The organism is Paenibacillus etheri, assembly GCF_001012825.1.
In the GTDB taxonomy this organism is placed as follows: domain Bacteria; phylum Bacillota; class Bacilli; order Paenibacillales; family Paenibacillaceae; genus Paenibacillus_AQ; species Paenibacillus_AQ etheri.
Map to the genome: position 1 here is coordinate 1 of NZ_LCZJ02000037.1, position 17,513 is coordinate 17,513.

A 17,513-nucleotide genomic window follows, 5' to 3' on the forward strand; every position below is an offset into this window, starting at 1 on the left:
TCGACTTGCATGTATTAGGCACGCCGCCAGCGTTCGTCCTGAGCCAGGATCAAACTCTCCAATTAGTATTGAAAAGAGCGATATGCTCATTTTGAAACTGACGATTCATTAAATGAATCTTTTTTAAAAATTAACGCGTTCCATTTGTTCAGTTTTCAAAGAACTTGCTCCTAGCATTTCGACATTCAATGTCTCTTGCACAGGAATTTGATTATATCATATTGTCGCATTTCTTGTCAACTTATTTCTTCATCGTTTGTGTTTCATTTGTTCGATGCGTCATAAGCACAAGAGATAATATACCATGCTGTTCATATATTTGCAAGCTTTTTTTGAAATAAAAATAATCTACGAATAAATACTTTCAAACTAGCACAAACCAACACAAATTGATTCCAATAATCCTTGATTTATGGCTAAATAGAATTTATTGCAATCCCATATATTAACTTCTAATAATAAGTACAGAGAGGAGCCTAAATGAAAAACAATTCATCTACTGCTGCGACCCAAACAAACACCAAGGACAAGGAGCAGCGTAATCTGCAGCAAGCAACAATCTATAAAATTTTGCTGGCAGTCAGCTTTGTTCATTTATTTAACGATTCTATTCAGGCAGTCATCCCTGCAATCTTCCCTATTCTCAAAGATAACTTAATGCTCTCCTTTGCTCAGATCGGGTGGATCTCCTTTGCCCTAAACATGACGTCCTCCGTTATCCAGCCAGTCATCGGGTATGCGGCTGATCGTAAGCCTCGTCCTATATTGTTACCGCTGGGTATGTGCAGCACATTTCTAGGCGTACTTTTATTGGCTTATGCCAACAACTATATCCTTGTATTGTTCTCCGTCATGCTAATCGGCTTCGGATCTGCTACCTTTCATCCGGAAGGTATGCGTGTTGCTCATATGGCTGCTGGCCAGCGGAAAGGTCTTTCGCAATCTATTTTTCAAGTCGGCGGCAATGCCGGACAATCTTTAGGACCAATGCTCACGAAATGGATATTCATTCCCTTTGGGCAGATCGGGGCTCTTGGTTTCACTATCGTTGCGGCTGCCGGAATTGCCGTCCAGACCTATGTCGCTCGCTGGTATCGGGAGATGCTGGATGCAGGATATACGTTTCATAAGAAGTCAACAGCTCGTGCAATCGATCCTGCCCGCCGCAAAAGTATTCGAACGGCAACAATCATCCTTGTGTTCCTAGTCTTTGTAAGATCTTGGTACGGCGCTTCTATCGGCAGTTACTACGCATTCTATTTAATGGACAAATACCAAATGACGCTTGATAAGGCCCAAATCTATATTTTTATGTATCTGGCAGCTGGTGCTGTCGGTACATTCTTCGGAGGCCCACTAGCTGACCGCTTCGGACGGCGTAATCTCATCCTTCTTTCTATGGTCGGAACAGTGCCCTTTGCGCTGGCTCTACCCTTTGTGAACCAAATGTGGGCAGCTATACTCCTGCTGATTGGTGGTTTCATCCTTTTGTCCAGCTTCTCCGTTACTGTAATCTATGCTCAGATGCTTTATCCAGGCAATATCGGAACAGTTTCAGGGTTAATCACTGGTCTTGCTTTTGGGCTCGGCGGAATTGGTTCCTTGGTCCTCGGCAATCTGATTGACAGCATAGGTATTTCAAAAGTGTTTATAGCTTGTGGCTTCCTTCCTCTTCTTGGTTTCCTTGCCCTCCTGCTCCCTCGAGATGAGAAGCTTGAAGAATGGGCCGCTCAATAAAATTCAATAACACCAATAAACATCAATAACCACTTAACACCTTACTCATTACTGTAGAAAATAGAGCGGCAGCCTTCCCGCTGCCCTCTGTCATATAATTATCCTTATTTGTACGATCAAACCCCATCCACACTGCAGCTGTCCATTCCGAAGTATAACCAACAAACCATAGATCCCGATTAGCTTTCTTGCTCACACCTGGCAGGTCCAATTGGGTCGTTCCGGTTTTCCCCGCTACGGGTCTGTTCATTTGTGCTTTTTTTCCTGTTCCTTCATTAACCACATTACGAAGCATACTTGTCATTGCGTCTGCAGTTCGCTGCGATATTACCTGTCGTGATTCAGAGGGATGTGTGTACACGACTTTTCCCTTGGAATCCATTATCGTGCGAACCATATGAGCCTCATTGAATTTACCGCCATTAGCAAAGACGCTGTAGGCTTGTGTCATTTTAAGTGGAGATACACCGTTATGAAGCCCTCCCAAAGCTATCGATAAATGATTGTCCTCCTCCGTCAGTACAATTCCTAATTTGGCTGCAAATTGCCGCGCGGAAGAGATTCCAACCTGCTTCAAAAGCCAAACGGCTGGTGCATTTATGGATTTTTGTAGCGCTGTGTTCATAGTGATCTTACCTTGGTACACTCCATTCAAATTCTCAGGTACATAGGTTCCATAAGCGTATTTGCGATCAGACAGTATGCTATCCGGGCTATACTTCCCGCTCTCTAGTGCGGGTCCATAGTCAATGATCGGCTTGAAGCTGGAGCCTGGCTGCCGCGCATCAATTGTAGCTCTGTTCAGACTCCCCTCATTTTGTTCACGCCCACCAATCAGTGCAACTACTTCACCTGTACGATGATCCATTATGGTCATAGCTGCTTCCACCTGCTGATCTTTTCCGTCGGGCGGAAAAAAAGAATCCTTAAGAAAGGCCTGCTCAAGCGCCTGCTGTGCTTTAATGTTCAACCCTGTAACAATAGTGTATCCGCCCGTTCGAAGTTCCTCCACAGACTTCCCGGTGATCTGAGCCGCTTCCTTAAGCGTAGCATCCACATAATGCACGCCAATGAGTTCTACTTTGTTCGCAGCGGGAGGCTGATACTTTTTATCTCTGGCCTCAATCATTTGTTCTTTAGTGATCAGTCCTTGATCTAACATAATCTGCAGAACGAGATTCCTTCTTGTATTGGATAATGTACTATTGTCTATCGGATTATAAATAGACGGTCCTTTAGGGATTCCCGCCAAGGTGGCGATTTGCCATATTTCTAGTTTTTTTAAATCAGTTACGCCGAAGTAACGCTCCGCAGCTGCTTTTACGCCGTATTGCCCTCGTCCCATATAAATCTGATTGAGGTAAAGCCCCAGAATTTCATGTTTTGATAGCTGCCGCTCTAATGCAAGAGCAATGGATGCTTCGTTTAGCTTGCGTATTACATTCTTGTTCCTGTTCAAATATAGATTGCGAGCAAGCTGCTGAGTGATGCTACTTCCACCCTCGGAGAGATCCATATCCACAATATTATTTAAAAAAGCGCGAGAAATCCCTTTGTAATCTATTCCCTGATGGCTATAAAAACGACGGTCCTCCACTGCTAAAAACGTATTTATCAGTAATGCAGACATCTCCTCCAGCTCCGCTCTATGTCTATACCCAGAGCCCGGTAAAGGGATCATCCGTAATGTCGTCCCATCCGAGGTCTTAATGATGCTCGACTCCGGTAGCTGAAGTTTATCCTCTTGCTGTTTAACCACTTGCCCGCCGTATTGAAATACGTAAAGCAAACCCACGAGCGCTATTATTATTCCGATGACACTCCCATCAAATAATAAATACCCCAGACGGAGTATCCGGGTACGCATGATCCCACTGCCATCCTTATCTGAATGGGCTGCACGTTGTTTTTTTTCGATAACGGCACTCATGATTCTATAATCAGGTTCTCTAGAAACCGCTCCATACTACGGGCTTCAACATTCGCCGCTTCGAGAAGATGTGCTTGAACGTCTGCCCCATCATCTGTATTGTCAGCCTCTTCTACCTCACGGAGAGTACGGAGAATTGCCCGAGTTCTTATCAATAAAGCTACAGCTGGTGTGTCCTGTATCGTTTCTGTTGCTACGCCTCTACTCGGAACTTCAATTCTTTGCATGCGATTCAGGTTAGCGGCGATTTGACCCAATTCTCCTCCAGAGAGGACCTTGATTTCTTTTGTTGCTCCCTTGTCTGCCAACTCTGAGGTCCCAACCAATATCGTATGCAAATCATCGGCAATTTTCTGTGAACGGAGAATAAACAGCCCACTGAAGATTAGAACAAATAAAGCAATTGCACAGGGAATTTTTCCAATATGATTAATAACCCAGTGAATAAGCCGAACAAAAAAGACGCCTGATTGCCCCGAATAATGAGAATATAGCAAAGCAATAGCCCGCTGGACAGCAAAAAGAAAGGCAGCACTCAAAAGAGCACTCCCTATAAAAATATAAAGATAATGGATGCGAACCGTCCGAAGTTTGTGCATAGTCATTCCCTCCTTGTGCTCACAAGGATATCTTCCAAATCTTAAGAACCCGCCAAGAGTTTTCTTAAGAATCTATGAAGAATGGGAAATAGGTAATGAAATCCGTTCGAAGTGGGGAGCTTTCTACATAAATAACACCATTGTGGCGTTCGATGATACTTTTTGAAATGGCAAGACCTAGGCCTGAACCGCCTGTATGCTGTGAACGAGACTTCTCTGCCCGATAGAATCGTTCAAAAATAAACGGAATATCACTCTCCGCAATCATCTCACCAAAATTGCTAATGCGGACAACTGCTTCATTTCCCTTTTTACTGAAACCAATCTCCACTTTTCCACCGCTTCTACCGTAACGGATTGCGTTCGTAATCAAATTTTCATAAGCACGAACTAATTCTTTAGGGGAAGCCTCTATCCATAACTCACCAGCTTGGTCATCGATCTCATAGGTCATTTCAGCCTTTGTTAGTTCGGGAACTGACTCCTCCGCTAACTGCCGTATAAATGCTTTTAAATCTAATCGCACCAGTACCAGAGGGTATTCCCCACTATTCACGCGTGTATATTCAAAAAGATCGTCGATCAGTTTACGCAGAACAAGGGATTTGTTGTAGGCTATGCTCACGTAATATCGTATTTCTACTTCTTCCTGGCATCGATCTTGTTCGATATATTCCAGAAAACCGAGGACAGAGGTAAGGGGGGTTCGTAAATCGTGGGAGACCCCCGTGATCAAGTCATTTTTTGCATTCACAGCTTTACGTTCCTCTTCCACGGAGTGCTGCAGACGTTCAGCCATTTCATTAATATTCTCAGCCAGCACTCCCAGCTCGTCCGTGGTTCTGACTTCAATTCGGTGCGACATCCCGGAGCTTGTGATTTCCCGAATCCCTTTGGTGATCTCCTCCAGATACAGTACTACTTTACGAGTATAGATAAAAAAGAACAGCAGAAAGCTGATAATACCAGCTGCGGTCAGCAGTGGCATAGAGCCAATATGATTAATGATCCAGCGTAAGATACGTGAATAGGGAGCCGACTCTGACGTCGGATTCAGATAGATCATGAAATTAACGAGCTGGTAGCCTGCAAACAGCAGTAATCCACCGGAAAGCACACTAAGCAAAAAGGCGTATATAAACTTCCAACGAATCGTAGTTATATATTTGGAATTCAAGAAGCCTCACCTAATCCTTTCAGGAAGGTCCGTCTAATTTATAGCCAACTCCCCAGACGGTTTGGATATAACAGGGGCGCTTCGAATCCACTTCGATTTTGTCGCGGAGGTTACGAATATGTACCATAACAGTATTACCCCCATCTAAAAATGGTTCGTTCCACACCTTATCGTATATCTGCTCTAAGCTGAGCACTTGACCTTGGTGTCTTGCCAAAAGCTCTAAAATAGAAAATTCCCGCGGGGTCAGCTTAATCTTCTGCTGGTCTATATGTACCTCATGCTTAGACGTATCTATAGTTAAATCTTCAAAACTCAGTTTGCTGTCACTCCCCAAGCTATTACTATCTTTATTGAATGCGTGATAACGACGCAGCTGTGACTTGACTCTTGCCACAATCTCCAGAGGATTAAACGGCTTGCCCACGTAGTCGTCCGCTCCGATGCTGAGTCCTGAGATTTTGTCCATATCCGTATTTTTGGCAGAAAGGATGATAATCGGCATCTTCCGCTCTTCACGGATCTTCATACATGCTACTAGCCCATCCATCTTAGGCATCATGACATCAAGAATAATCAGGTCGACTTCTTCCTTCTGGAGACACGCCAGCGCTTCCATCCCATCATAAGCTTTAAGCAGGCGATAGCCCTCATTACAGAGGTATATCGATAACAGCTCTACAATTTCCTTCTCATCATCTACTAATAATATCGTCTCTCTCTTCACGGAAGGGGTTTCCTTTCAAATATAGTAATAATATCTATAGCTTCTATATTAGCAGATCAGTCGCACGATTTTCCTCGAAAATAGAAACATGTTCTTAAAATCGAATGACAATAAGTAGGTTACGCAAAAAAAAGGGTACCCGCTCCTCTCGTACTTAAACGAAATGGAACTGATACCCTTTTAGAATTCAGTAAAAATATGCTTACATCCCCAGCAGTCGAATCAGCTCATCTTCATCTTCAATGACTTGAATGCCTAGCTGCTGCGCCTTAGCCAGTTTGCTGCCTGCCTTCTCGCCGGCAATAACCAAATCCGTCTTTTTGGATACACTTCCAGATACCTTGGCTCCGAGTGCTTCCAGACGTTCAGCCGCCTCGTCACGTGTAAGCTTTTGTAATGAACCGGTCAACACTACCGTTTTTCCACTAAAGAACGAATCTGTACTAACAGGACGTGGTGCTTCAGGAGCCTTTGCTTCAACCCCAAGCGCGCGCAACCGAGCAACATTCGCCACGACTACAGGATCTGCGAAGAAGTTAACAATGCTCTCGGCGACAATCCCGCCAATGTCTGGCAACTCAGCAAGTTCATCCGCTTTAGCCTGCATTACAGCATCCAGATCGCGGAAATGATCTGCCAGCATCTTGGTTGTTGCTTTACCTGTATTAGGGATTCCTAACGCAAAGAGGAATGAGGCGAGATCGCGCCCTTTGCTATCTTCTAACGCTTGCAGCAAATTCTGTGCTTTTCTCTCTCCAAAACGGTTCAGCTGTACAAGCTGCTCAAAGGACAACTCATACAGATCTGCAGAGTCATGAACATTAAGCTCGTCGTAGAGCTGACCTGCCGTCTTCTCACTAAACGTCTCAATATCCATCGCATCACGCGAAGCGAAATGAGTGATCCGACTAATAATTTGCGGTCTACAGTTCAGCTTATTATTACAGAAAAGATGCGCACCGCGCATTTCTAGCGGAAATCCGCAAGCCGGGCAATCCTCAGGGAAAATAATTTCTCCTCCGTCATTCTCTTCTGTAACCTTGCCGAGAATTTCCGGGATAACATCATTAGAACGCCGGATAAACACTCGTGAGCCTAAGGCGAATTTCAAGTTTTTGCGCTCAATATCGCCCACATTATTCAAGGTACAATTCTGTACGGTAACTCCAGCAAGCTCTACGGCTTCAACACGAGCCAGCGGAGTGACTTTACCTGTACGTCCTACATTCCAGCTAACAGACTCAAGCACGGTCGTTGTTTCTTCAGCCTCAAATTTATAAGCCACTGCCCAGCGGGGGAACTTGTCAGTGTAACCAAGAACTTCACGAATACGGAAATCCGTCACCTTGATCACGGCTCCATCAATGAGGTAATCAAGACTTGAACGACTCTCCTCGATTCCGGCAAGCTGCTCAGTCACATCATCGAAATCATTACAGTAAGTCAGATAAGGATTTACTTTGAATTTGTTATTCCGCAGAAAATCCATCATCTCCTGATGATCGGCGAACTCTACACCTTCTCCAAAACCTACATTATAGAAATAAGCATTCAAACGACGTTCTGCAGTAGTCTTCGGATTTAGATTGCGCAGCGCACCTGCCGCCGCATTACGCGCATTCTTCAGCGGCTCTGCAGCCCGTGTATTATAATCAGCTAGCACAGACAGATTCATAATCCCTTCACCTTGTACCTCAATAACACCGTCCTTAAAAGGAATCGTTAAAGGAACAGACTTGATGGTCTTCACCTGTGCAAGTATTCCTTCACCAACTACACCATTACCACGCGTCGATGCCTGTTTAAGAACGCCATTTCGATAGGTTAGATTCAGCGTTAAGCCATCGAACTTCAGCTCTACTGCATAACAAGGAGCAGGAAGAGGGTTGTCTGGATTCTTAAGATTGTACTCATTCACTAAGCGAAGTACCCGAGCATTCCAGCTCCGCAGCTGTTCAATATTCTGTGCTTTATCGAGACTCCAAAGCGGTGCCAGATGCCGATGCGGCGTGAAGCCCTTAAGCAGCTCTCCACCTACACGTTGTGTAGGTGAATCCGGTAGTACAAAGCCACTCTCAGCCTCCAGTGCTACAAGCTTGTCGTATAAAACATCGTATTCCTTATCGCTGACTAGCGGAGCATCCAGCGTATAATAGTGGTAATTATAATTATTTAACTCCGCAACAAGCTCTTCCATCACATGCATAGCATCCATGCAGGTACATCCCTCCGTCAATAAGTTTCCTAATGGTTAGCGTGATCTAAATATCCGTTCGTTAATCGTTTCCTACTATTATTCCACCTTGGTAATCGGTGCAAACCCTGCAAGCAGTCGTTTTACACCTACTGGTGCCGGAAAAGCAATCTGCAGCTCCGTGTCATTTCCGGTGCCCTTCACGGCCACAACGGTGCCAGTGCCCCATTTGCCGTGGGAAACCTTGTCGCCCGCTTTGTATTCGCCAGCTGCTGCAGCGCCTGATCCAGTAGCACGCTGAGCGCCTCCGGAGGTTACGGTCACGCTGCTCTTGCTTGTCGCTGCTGACGCTGTGCTTCCGCTGCCAATCGGCACCGCACCAGCGGCTCCACTTCGGCCGCCGAAGTTCCCACGACTGCCGCCACTGAAGCCGCGTCCGCCGTAAGCACCGCCTACCTCCGAGCCTCCGCGTTGGAAGCGGTCCTGCGTCTTAGCGGTATCTTCCTTCAAATCCTCCGGAATCTCTTCAATGAAGCGGGACGGCTGATTCGCCGTCGTCCGCCCAAAGAGCGTACGCATCCGCGCGCAAGAGAGAAACAACTGTTTCTCGGCCCGGGTGATCCCTACATACGCAAGCCGGCGTTCCTCTTCGAGCTCATCGTTGTCTTGGAAGGCTCGGCTGTGCGGGAACACGCCTTCTTCCATCCCAACAATAAATACCGTTGGGAACTCCAGACCTTTGGCGCTGTGCATCGTCATCAGGACTACAGCGTCACTACGGTCCTCTTCATCATCATTCACACTATCAATATCTGCGATAAGTGCAAGATCTGTGAGGAAGGAGACGAGCGACTTGTCCTCGTTATTCTTTTCAAACTCCATCGTCACGGACAGGAACTCATCGATGTTCTCTAAGCGTGAGCGTGATTCGAGTGTGTTTTCATTTTGCAGCTCCAAACGGTACTGCGACATCTCCAGTATTTTTTCCGTCAGTTCGGTTACGGACAAGAACTCCACCATACGGTGCAGAGCTTCAATCATATCGTAGAACTCTACTAGCATATTCCTCGTCCGCCCAGCAAAGCCCAAATCATCAACAGTTTGCAGTACGCGGAAAATAGAAACACCACGTTCACCAGCCGCAGCTGCCAGCTTACCAACCGTTGTATCCCCTAATCCCCGCTTAGGTACATTAATAATACGCGTCAGGCTGATATCATCATCTGGGTTAGACAACAGGCGTAAATACGCGAGCAGATCCTTTATTTCTTTACGATCATAGAACTTAATCCCGCCTACGATTTGATACGGAATATCAGATTTAATTAGAATTTCCTCGATTACCCGTGACTGGGCATTCGTACGATACAGTATCGCATGATTCTGGTAGGCTTGACCCTGTTTCACATTTTTGCTGATTTCTCCGGTTACAAAGTAACCTTCATCATGCTCGGAGTCCGCCCGGTACACTTTAATCTTTGCACCTTCCTCGGAATCGGTCCACAGCTTCTTCGGCTTACGTCCACTATTGAGTGCGATCACACCATTGGCTGCATTCAGGATATTAGCTGTTGAACGGTAGTTCTGCTCTAGAAGAATGGTTTTCGCTTCTGGATAGTCCTCTTCAAAATTAAGAATGTTCGTAATATCCGCTCCGCGCCAGCGATAAATGGACTGGTCACTATCCCCTACCACACAAATCCGGTGGTGGCTGTCAGCTAACATGCGGCATAACATGTACTGCGCTCTGTTCGTATCCTGATACTCATCCACGTGGATGTATTTGAATTTCTTTTGGTAGAAATCAAGTACCTCTGGAACTTCCTTAAACAGTTCGATCGTCTTCATAATCAAATCATCAAAATCAAGCGAGTTATTGCTTCTTAGACGCCTTTGATACATCTTATATACCTTTGCAACTAAGCCTTCAAAATAATCGCCAACCTTCTGCTCATACTGTGCCGGAGTGATCAGTTCATTCTTGGATGCGCTAATGATGGCCTGCACAGCTTTTGGTTCGAATTTCTTCGTATCAATATTCAGTTCCTTCATACAGTTACGTATTACGGATAGCTGATCTGTAGAGTCCAGAATGGAGAAGTTGGAGGTAAAACCAATCCGCTCGATATCCTTCCGCAAAATTCGAACACACATAGAGTGAAAGGTAGATACCCAAATATCTCTTCCCTCAGGTCCGACAAGCTTAGATACACGTTCCTGCATTTCCCGCGCGGCTTTATTCGTAAACGTAATCGCCAAAATCGCCCAAGGTGGCGCCTTTCGATTGGCAATCAGCCAGGCAATTCTATGAGTCAACACTCTCGTCTTCCCACTGCCCGCACCAGCCATAATCAAAAGTGGTCCTTCAGTAGTTTCGACAGCCTGTCTTTGTGGAGGATTCAGTCGACTTACTGCATCTTGTATGCTAATAAGTTGCATGTGTAACATGCTCCTTTCTAAATATAAAATTCGAAACTTAAGCGCTCAAAACCAAAATTATATACGTTGAACTTGAGATTTTTCTATTAAGGTAAGTGCGTGACTGCGGGGAATGTTTGGACTTCCGGCCGCTGTTGTCACCAGATTTCTTTGATTATATACCGAGTTTCACGGTTGAAATCCGGTGACAAAGGCGGTCGCTATCGCTCCTACAGTTCCAAACTTCCCCTCCGTCACTTTTCCCTTTTAGAATTTTTTAAAGTTCAACTTATATAGCGGTTGACCGTTCATGTACAAGCCGCTACGGATCGGAGGGTTCTTACGACCACTGGCGTTTCTCCAGAATCCCGGAGGGCCCTACGCTCTGTCCGCACTCAAGTCAACCTCTAATTTTTAGATTGAACCATCTTAAGTAGTCCTAAAACTAACCACTAAGCATAAACGGCCTTTGGCGTCTTTATAAGGAAGGTAAGTGTTTAAGCGAAAAATATAAGGATAATGTATAACTTGAAACTTATACTTTCTTATATTTTAATCTAATTGCTCTTGTACTGTCTTTTTCACAGCCGCAACTGTTAGCAGTGCCTGCTGTACATCACTATAAATAATATTGCCGACCACTACTGTATCACAAAGAGCTGCTGCCTGCTCGGCTTCCACCTCACAAGTAATGCCCCCACCATAAAAAAGTTGGGCTTGCTCCACCATTTCGCGCACTGTCCGCACGGTCTCCATATCCCCGAACCTACCACTGTATTCAAGATAAACAATCGGCAGTGACATCAGCCTGTCCGCAACCTGGGCATAAGCAGCCGCTTCTTCAGCATCGATGGCCGTCTCAGCCCCTGTAATCCGTGCAACGGAAGAGTCACTATTCAGCACAATATAACCTTCCGTTAGGAGAGAATCCCATGGAATCATAAATCCATAGCGTTCAATAGCTCGGCGATGATGGCCTACAATCCATGCTGGATCAGGTGTATTAAGTACCATAGGGATCATATAAAGATCAAATCCGGGCACAGCAGCTTCAAGTTCGGATACCTCTAGTGCACAGGGTAACTCAAACCCTCTTACTCTTGATAAGAGATCCACTGTATTCTCATAGGTTACTCCTGTAGAGCCCCCTATCAGTATGGCATCCGTGCCAGATAAGCAAACGGCCTCCAAATCCTCATCCGAAATCATCCGGTCTGGATCCAGCTTAAACACATGCCGCCAAGGTTTAATCATTTGCTGCACAGATTTCATGAGAATCATCCTTAATAGTCATTTAGGCAAGACAAAGACACTCCTGCCGCCGCAAAAGATATAGATCTAGTCTATGCCAGCACAGCAGGTGTGTCAATTTAAAGCGAACAAAAATGCGAACATTTTTTCGTATTTAAGTTTGGGGGCACCACGCAAAGTACCTGAATACGCATCTAGGGAAAGCACCACTTTGTGGGGACATATTAATGCTAATAAGTAGTCTAAGACTTCACCGTAAACCTGTTATGTTAATCAAATCCTGTTCGGGCACAAAATCAGTATAGAAACCATCCACGCCCATACGGGACAGCTCCCGAATTTCCTCATCTTCATTTACTGGATGAACATACACACGAGCTCCAGCCTTCTTCAGCTTTTTAACAAAGCTCTTGGTCGCTCGGCTAACTGGCATGGTAATATCCACACCTGTTTTTTTAACAAACTCAATAACTTGTTCATCTGTATCCTTGGACTGGTACAGGGTGTAAAGCACTTCCGGAAAAGAATACATCTTATTGATCTCATCAAGCATCGTCTGATTGTAGATCTGTGGAACAATCCGGTTCAACAATGTTGGATCCCGACGCATCGCCGCTTCGCTCAGCAATGTAAATTGCTTCTCTATAAGTTCCGGTTGGATTTCTTTGGTATCCGTAACGATATAAGCATCGGGATAATTCTGCAATAGATCAAGCACCTTCTCAATATCAAGCGGAGAGTATATATTCAGGATGGGGCTGTCCATAAATTCCTCGTAATCTAGTACAACACCCTGTTTATTAGCAGGGAGAACCTCCAACTGCCCTAAAAGCTTGCTCATATTGCTTGTCCATTCATGCCGAGCAACCAACTGATCATCCTTCGATAACAAAAAATCAACTTCAAATACGCGAGTTCCCCGTTCATAGTTAGCGACAAACGCCTCCCATGCATTGGTATACGTATAGCCGTTAATTCCCCCCATGGCATGTGCAACGACCTTGTGCGCTTCAAAGCCGCTCGCAGGCTGCTCTTCCTCTTTATTCAAGGTTATTACAAGAATCATTATTAGTGCGACAATCATTACAACAGTTGCAATAATCTTTTTCTTTTTCATAGTTGAGAGTTTCCTTTGCAAAGTTTAGATTAGAAAATTAATACCCCGCTCTGCCAGTGGCAAAACGGGGTATTATTTAAATTTTACAAATCTAAATAAGTGCAAGTCTCAATATGCGTTTTTGTTGACGAAGCCGTTGCGAATCGTTTTGAAAATAATTCGAATGTCGAACAGTAAAGACCAGTTCTCGATGTAGAAAATATCGTGTTTGATCCGCTCCTCGATGGAAGTGTCCCCGCGGAGTCCGTTACTCTGAGCCCAACCTGTAATTCCAGGGCGTACATGGTGCTTAACCATATACTTTGGAATTTCATCACGGAACTGTTCCACATAAAATGGTCGTTCTGGTCGAGGTCCCACCACACTCATATGTCCCAGCAACACATTAAAAAATTGCGGAAGCTCATCTAGACTTGTCTTACGGATAAAGGTCCCAAATCTGGTTCTACGAGGATCTTCCCGCGTACTCCAGCCTGTATCCTCTTCACCATCCTGCTGCATCTTCATGGAGCGGAACTTATACATCATAAAATTACGCCGATTAAGTCCCACACGTTCCTGCCGGAATATAATCGGTCCCGGAGAGGTCAGTCGGACACCAAGCGCCACGATAAGCATTACAGGAGAGATCATAATAATTGCAAACAAAGAGAACACAATATCAAACAATCGTTTTGCCATCTTATTACCCGTCATATCTAGTGGAATATCACGAACATTAATCATTGGCATGCCTGCAAAGTTATCAAAGTAAGGGCGGGCTGGTAAGTAGTCGAAAAAGTCAGGGATAATCAATGTACGTACACCTGCTTTTTCACAGGCCGCAATAATTGAAGGATACTTCGAATGCGCATCAAGTGGCAGCGCAAGTATAACCTCATCCACAGGCAGCATCTCTAGCATCCCAGACAACTGATCAACCGTTCCTAGAATCGGTTTATATCGTTGTTCCTCAATTCCATCCCATGTATGATAGTCATCCAGGAAACCAATCGCTTCGTACCCGAGCTCAGGGTATTGCTCTAGATTATTATAGAATCTTTTGCCTAGCGTACCTGCACCGATGATAAGTACGAACTGTCGGTTAAAGCCTTTTTCGCGAAAAGATTTAAGCATCTTCTTCAGCACATAACGGTATAGCATAATAGAAAGAACGTTAAATCCCATATAAATAGCAAGGTAAGAACGAGAAATATCAATTTCTTTCACGAAGAACATCAGACCGAGCAGAATGAAAATGCTCATGATATGCACTTGAAAAATCTTAATAAATTCATCGACAAAACGTTTCTTACGCTTAGGCAAATACAGTGACAGCAATATACCGATTAGCACTGCTATTCCGCCATAAATCACACTCCAGTAAGCGTACGACTCTACAGGCAACGGATTTTCAAACTCCATCCATCCACTTTTAAACTTAAGCCACCAAGCCGCTAAAAAAGAGATCTGGATGACAATAAAGTCAGCAACCATATAGAGCTGTGTCAAAAATTTCTGATTACGCCGAATCATAAATTCACCTCAGTATTCTTTTCGTTACGTACAACTGTTTCATTAGCGGAGTTAAGGCTCTGAGCAGGTGATGGGACCGTTTTAGGGGAAGTTAATGCATTCCGCAAAAGCGAAAGTGCGAACTTCACACCTACGCCGGCATATACTGTTCCATTTATCATACTGTTGTACTTCTTACTATAATGCTTACGATGAAATAAAATCATTGCTCGGTGGAATTCATAGACGATCTTAAACGGTCTACGTCTGGCGCTGCCGCCTTTAAGATGTACGATAGAGGTCTTCGGATAATAATAAATCCCCCAGCCAGCCTCTTTAATACGATAACACCAATCTAAATCCTCACCGTACATAAAGAACTCTTCATCTAATCCACCAACCTGGTCTATCGTCTTTCGCCGCAGTAGCATAAACGCACCAACCAAACAATCTATCGGGTAATCAAGATCTGGATCCAGATAACCTAACTGGTAACCATTAAACCTTGGACGATCCGGAAATAGCTTACTAAATCCAAAAGCATAATAGAAGGAAGCTGACGGTGTAGGAAACCCCCGCTTGCAAGCTTTATCTAGCGAGCCATCCGGTAAAATAATCTTGCACCCTGACGCTCCTACATCAGGCCGACTGTCCATAAAGGAGATCATCGTCTCTAGCGTATCCTTACGTACCACCGTATCTGAATTGAGCAGCAGCACATACCGTCCGGATGAAGCTTCCATCCCCTGATTATTAGCACGGGCAAAACCGACATTGTCGTTATTTGCGACCAACATTACACCTGGAAACTCTCTACTAATCTTCTCTACCGAATCATCATGGGAATTGTTGTCTATTAAAATAATCTCATAGGAATAGTTCGTTTCTGATTCATACACCGACCTGAGACAATCCATCGTCAGGCGAATTGTGTTGTAATTAACAATAAGTATACTTACATCTACATTCACTGCGTAACGCTCCTGACAAATATAGTAATCTACCGACAATAATTATAACATAAAACCTCCCTGAGAGGAGGTGACGTTTCAGGGAGGTTTTTCCATATTTAGTTTAGTTTTTTAGTTTCTTTCTCTCTTTTATCGTGGCTTGTATATACTCTCGCTTCTTTTTTAGCGCAGGGAGCTGAGTGAAAAAGGACTTCCACGCTGTAATTAACTGTGGCTCTCTCAGAAGCATATAACCATGAGCTGCAATTTCATAGGGGAGAGAAATGAAGATTGTCTTCAGCATAGTTCGAGTCGGTTCATTCTTGTAGATCATTTTGTAGCGGTTAATGTAAGATATTCGTCGGATGAACAACGGCTTAGTGTTACGACCAGACGTTTTCCAGCCACGTTCGTGATACCCGATCGCCTCAGCATCATAATATCCCTGCCAGCCGAATAACTCCGCCCTCCAAGCCACATCCACATCTTCCTTATAGGCAAAAAAGTCTGCATCAAAAAACTCGCCATCAACACTTATGTCGTTGATCATTCGCCGAGAATATATCGCAGCCGCTCCAGATACACCGAATACAAGACCAGATTGTGTCCATTGGTCAGCTGGCTCACCCGCACCGCGATCAAATGCACGGCGTGCTCTGTTCATTCGGAGACCTGTGCTGTCTACCAGCCCATGATCCGCCTTCAGCAAAAGCTTGCCTGTGGCGCTGCCGATTAACGGATTCTCCTCCATCCGTTTGATCAGTCTGGATAAATAGTCTGGAGCCAGCGTCAAATCCGGATTAAGGACTAGTATGTAATCTGTTTCCGTAGCAGCAATAGCCTTGTTGTGGGCTGGGGCGAAGCCAATGTTTTTTTGATTTTGGATGAGTATTAGGTTAGTGGGTATTTCCTCATTCTTTGGTATATTTGGCGGATCAATATCCTCAAGTGAATGAGTTGGAGAAGTTTTAGGGATTGTGTTGTGGAAAGTTTTCACTCTCTCAGCACAACCATCAGAAGATGCATTGTCTACAACGACAATTTTCTCAATAGGATAATCCTGTGCCATTACTGCCTCTAAGCAATCTATGATGTCATCCGCACTATTGTAGGTAACGATATGTACACTAACTGTTTTGTTATTCATGGGTATCCTCGACTTTGTATATTTCGTGTTAATTGCCTACTTCTTTCTTATTATAGCTTATTAAAAAAACTCCCGCATCGCGTATGAACTGTGACCCGTAAGATGGAAACTTTGAAAAAAGTGACCCCTTACGGGTCATTTTGTGTTTTAATCGAAATAACGGAGGAAGCCTTCATGAATAACAAAACAAGAGAAAGCTCAAGGATATTCAACGAAAATGAGATCAAACAACTAGAGAACAATCCAAATGTAGAGAACGTGACGGAAAAGAGTATTACCTATTCACCAACGTTTAAGTTGGCTGCGGTTAAGGCCTATAAGGAAGGCCAAGCCCCAATGGAGATCTTCCTTAGCGCGGGATTTAACGTAGATATTATCGGTCGCAAGAAGCCTAAGCATTGCCTAACCCGTTGGCGTAATACGTACAATGCTATGGGAGAGGTTGGACTATTAGAGGAACAACGAGGAAAAGGATCCCCGGGCAGACGACCGGCAGGGGAACTTTCTACCGAGGAAAAGTTAAAACGTGCAGAAGTACGAATCAAACTTCTGGAGATGGAGAACGACTTCTTAAAAAAGCTGGAGGCGCTCGAAAAGCAGAAGATGCAGAGGAAACATTGACCCCCTCCGAGCGCTACGAAATTATTAACCAAACGATACGTAAGCACGGTCTGCAGCGAATGACGCGTTATTTGTGTAAGCTAGCTAGTGTGAGCTTAAGCGGATATTACCGTTGGCAAGCCGCTGAGGAAGCCAGACAGTTGCGAGAGGA

Annotated in this window: 13 protein-coding genes and 1 rRNA gene; 2 read left to right on the forward strand and 12 right to left on the reverse strand. The window is 44.6% G+C overall.

The genetic code is table 11. The features are described from left to right. Positions 1-65: ribosomal RNA gene (locus UQ64_RS23635) — 16S ribosomal RNA — on the reverse strand; the annotation flags it as partial. Between the two features lie 415 nt (positions 66-480). On the opposite strand from UQ64_RS23635, the gene UQ64_RS23640 reads away from it, so the two are divergent. After that, positions 481-1,737, forward strand: coding sequence for an MFS transporter (locus UQ64_RS23640; protein WP_060625853.1), 1,257 nt, complete (start codon positions 481-483; stop codon positions 1,735-1,737). 22 nt (positions 1,738-1,759) lie between these two features. Here UQ64_RS23640 and UQ64_RS23645 read toward each other — a convergent pair whose 3' ends face one another. The 11 genes from UQ64_RS23645 to UQ64_RS23695 all read right to left on the reverse strand — a co-directional run bounded on the left by UQ64_RS23645 (position 1,760) and on the right by UQ64_RS23695 (position 16,741). Then, positions 1,760-3,667, reverse strand: coding sequence for a transglycosylase domain-containing protein (locus UQ64_RS23645; protein ID WP_245238197.1), 1,908 nt, complete (start codon positions 3,665-3,667; stop codon positions 1,760-1,762). Next, positions 3,664-4,266, reverse strand: coding sequence for a hypothetical protein (locus UQ64_RS23650; protein ID WP_060625854.1), 603 nt, complete (start codon positions 4,264-4,266; stop codon positions 3,664-3,666). Before UQ64_RS23650 ends, UQ64_RS23645 begins: the two co-directional genes overlap by 4 nt. A gap of 64 nt (positions 4,267-4,330) precedes the next feature. Continuing rightward, the gene (locus UQ64_RS23655; RefSeq protein WP_060625855.1) at positions 4,331-5,443 is read right to left on the reverse strand and encodes a sensor histidine kinase; all 1,113 of its coding nucleotides are present in this window, start codon (positions 5,441-5,443) and stop codon (positions 4,331-4,333) included. A gap of 19 nt (positions 5,444-5,462) precedes the next feature. Then, the gene (locus tag UQ64_RS23660) at positions 5,463-6,170 is read right to left on the reverse strand and encodes a response regulator transcription factor (protein WP_060625856.1); all 708 of its coding nucleotides are present in this window, start codon (positions 6,168-6,170) and stop codon (positions 5,463-5,465) included. A 202-nt stretch (positions 6,171-6,372) separates the two neighbouring features. After that, positions 6,373-8,385, reverse strand: a complete 2,013-nt coding sequence (gene ligA / locus UQ64_RS23665) for an NAD-dependent DNA ligase LigA (protein ID WP_060625857.1) — start codon at positions 8,383-8,385, stop codon at positions 6,373-6,375. Between the two features lie 78 nt (positions 8,386-8,463). Continuing rightward, a complete protein-coding gene (gene pcrA, locus UQ64_RS23670) occupies positions 8,464-10,803 on the reverse strand; it encodes a DNA helicase PcrA (RefSeq protein ID WP_060625858.1) in 2,340 nt (779 codons plus the stop codon). 531 nt (positions 10,804-11,334) lie between these two features. After that, on the reverse strand, positions 11,335-12,054 hold the full coding sequence (gene pcrB / locus UQ64_RS23675; protein WP_425339616.1) for a heptaprenylglyceryl phosphate synthase: 720 nt from the start codon (positions 12,052-12,054) through the stop codon (positions 11,335-11,337). 229 nt (positions 12,055-12,283) lie between these two features. Next, the gene (locus tag UQ64_RS23680; RefSeq protein WP_060625860.1) at positions 12,284-13,150 is read right to left on the reverse strand and encodes a phosphatidylinositol-specific phospholipase C/glycerophosphodiester phosphodiesterase family protein; all 867 of its coding nucleotides are present in this window, start codon (positions 13,148-13,150) and stop codon (positions 12,284-12,286) included. 108 nt (positions 13,151-13,258) lie between these two features. After that, the gene (locus UQ64_RS23685; RefSeq protein ID WP_060625861.1) at positions 13,259-14,665 is read right to left on the reverse strand and encodes an undecaprenyl-phosphate glucose phosphotransferase; all 1,407 of its coding nucleotides are present in this window, start codon (positions 14,663-14,665) and stop codon (positions 13,259-13,261) included. Then, positions 14,662-15,561: a glycosyltransferase family 2 protein gene (locus tag UQ64_RS23690; protein ID WP_060626340.1), complete on the reverse strand. Its 900-nt coding sequence runs from the start codon at positions 15,559-15,561 to the stop codon at positions 14,662-14,664. The genes UQ64_RS23685 and UQ64_RS23690 overlap by 4 nt, the downstream gene beginning before the upstream one ends. Before the next feature lie 157 nt (positions 15,562-15,718). Further along, positions 15,719-16,741, reverse strand: coding sequence for a glycosyltransferase family 2 protein (locus UQ64_RS23695; RefSeq protein ID WP_060625862.1), 1,023 nt, complete (start codon positions 16,739-16,741; stop codon positions 15,719-15,721). Positions 16,742-16,915: 174 nt separating this feature from the next. On the opposite strand from UQ64_RS23695, the gene UQ64_RS23700 reads away from it, so the two are divergent. Continuing rightward, positions 16,916-17,362, forward strand: a complete 447-nt coding sequence (locus UQ64_RS23700) for an HTH domain-containing protein (protein WP_060625863.1) — start codon at positions 16,916-16,918, stop codon at positions 17,360-17,362. The last annotated feature ends 151 nt before the right edge of the window (positions 17,363-17,513 follow it).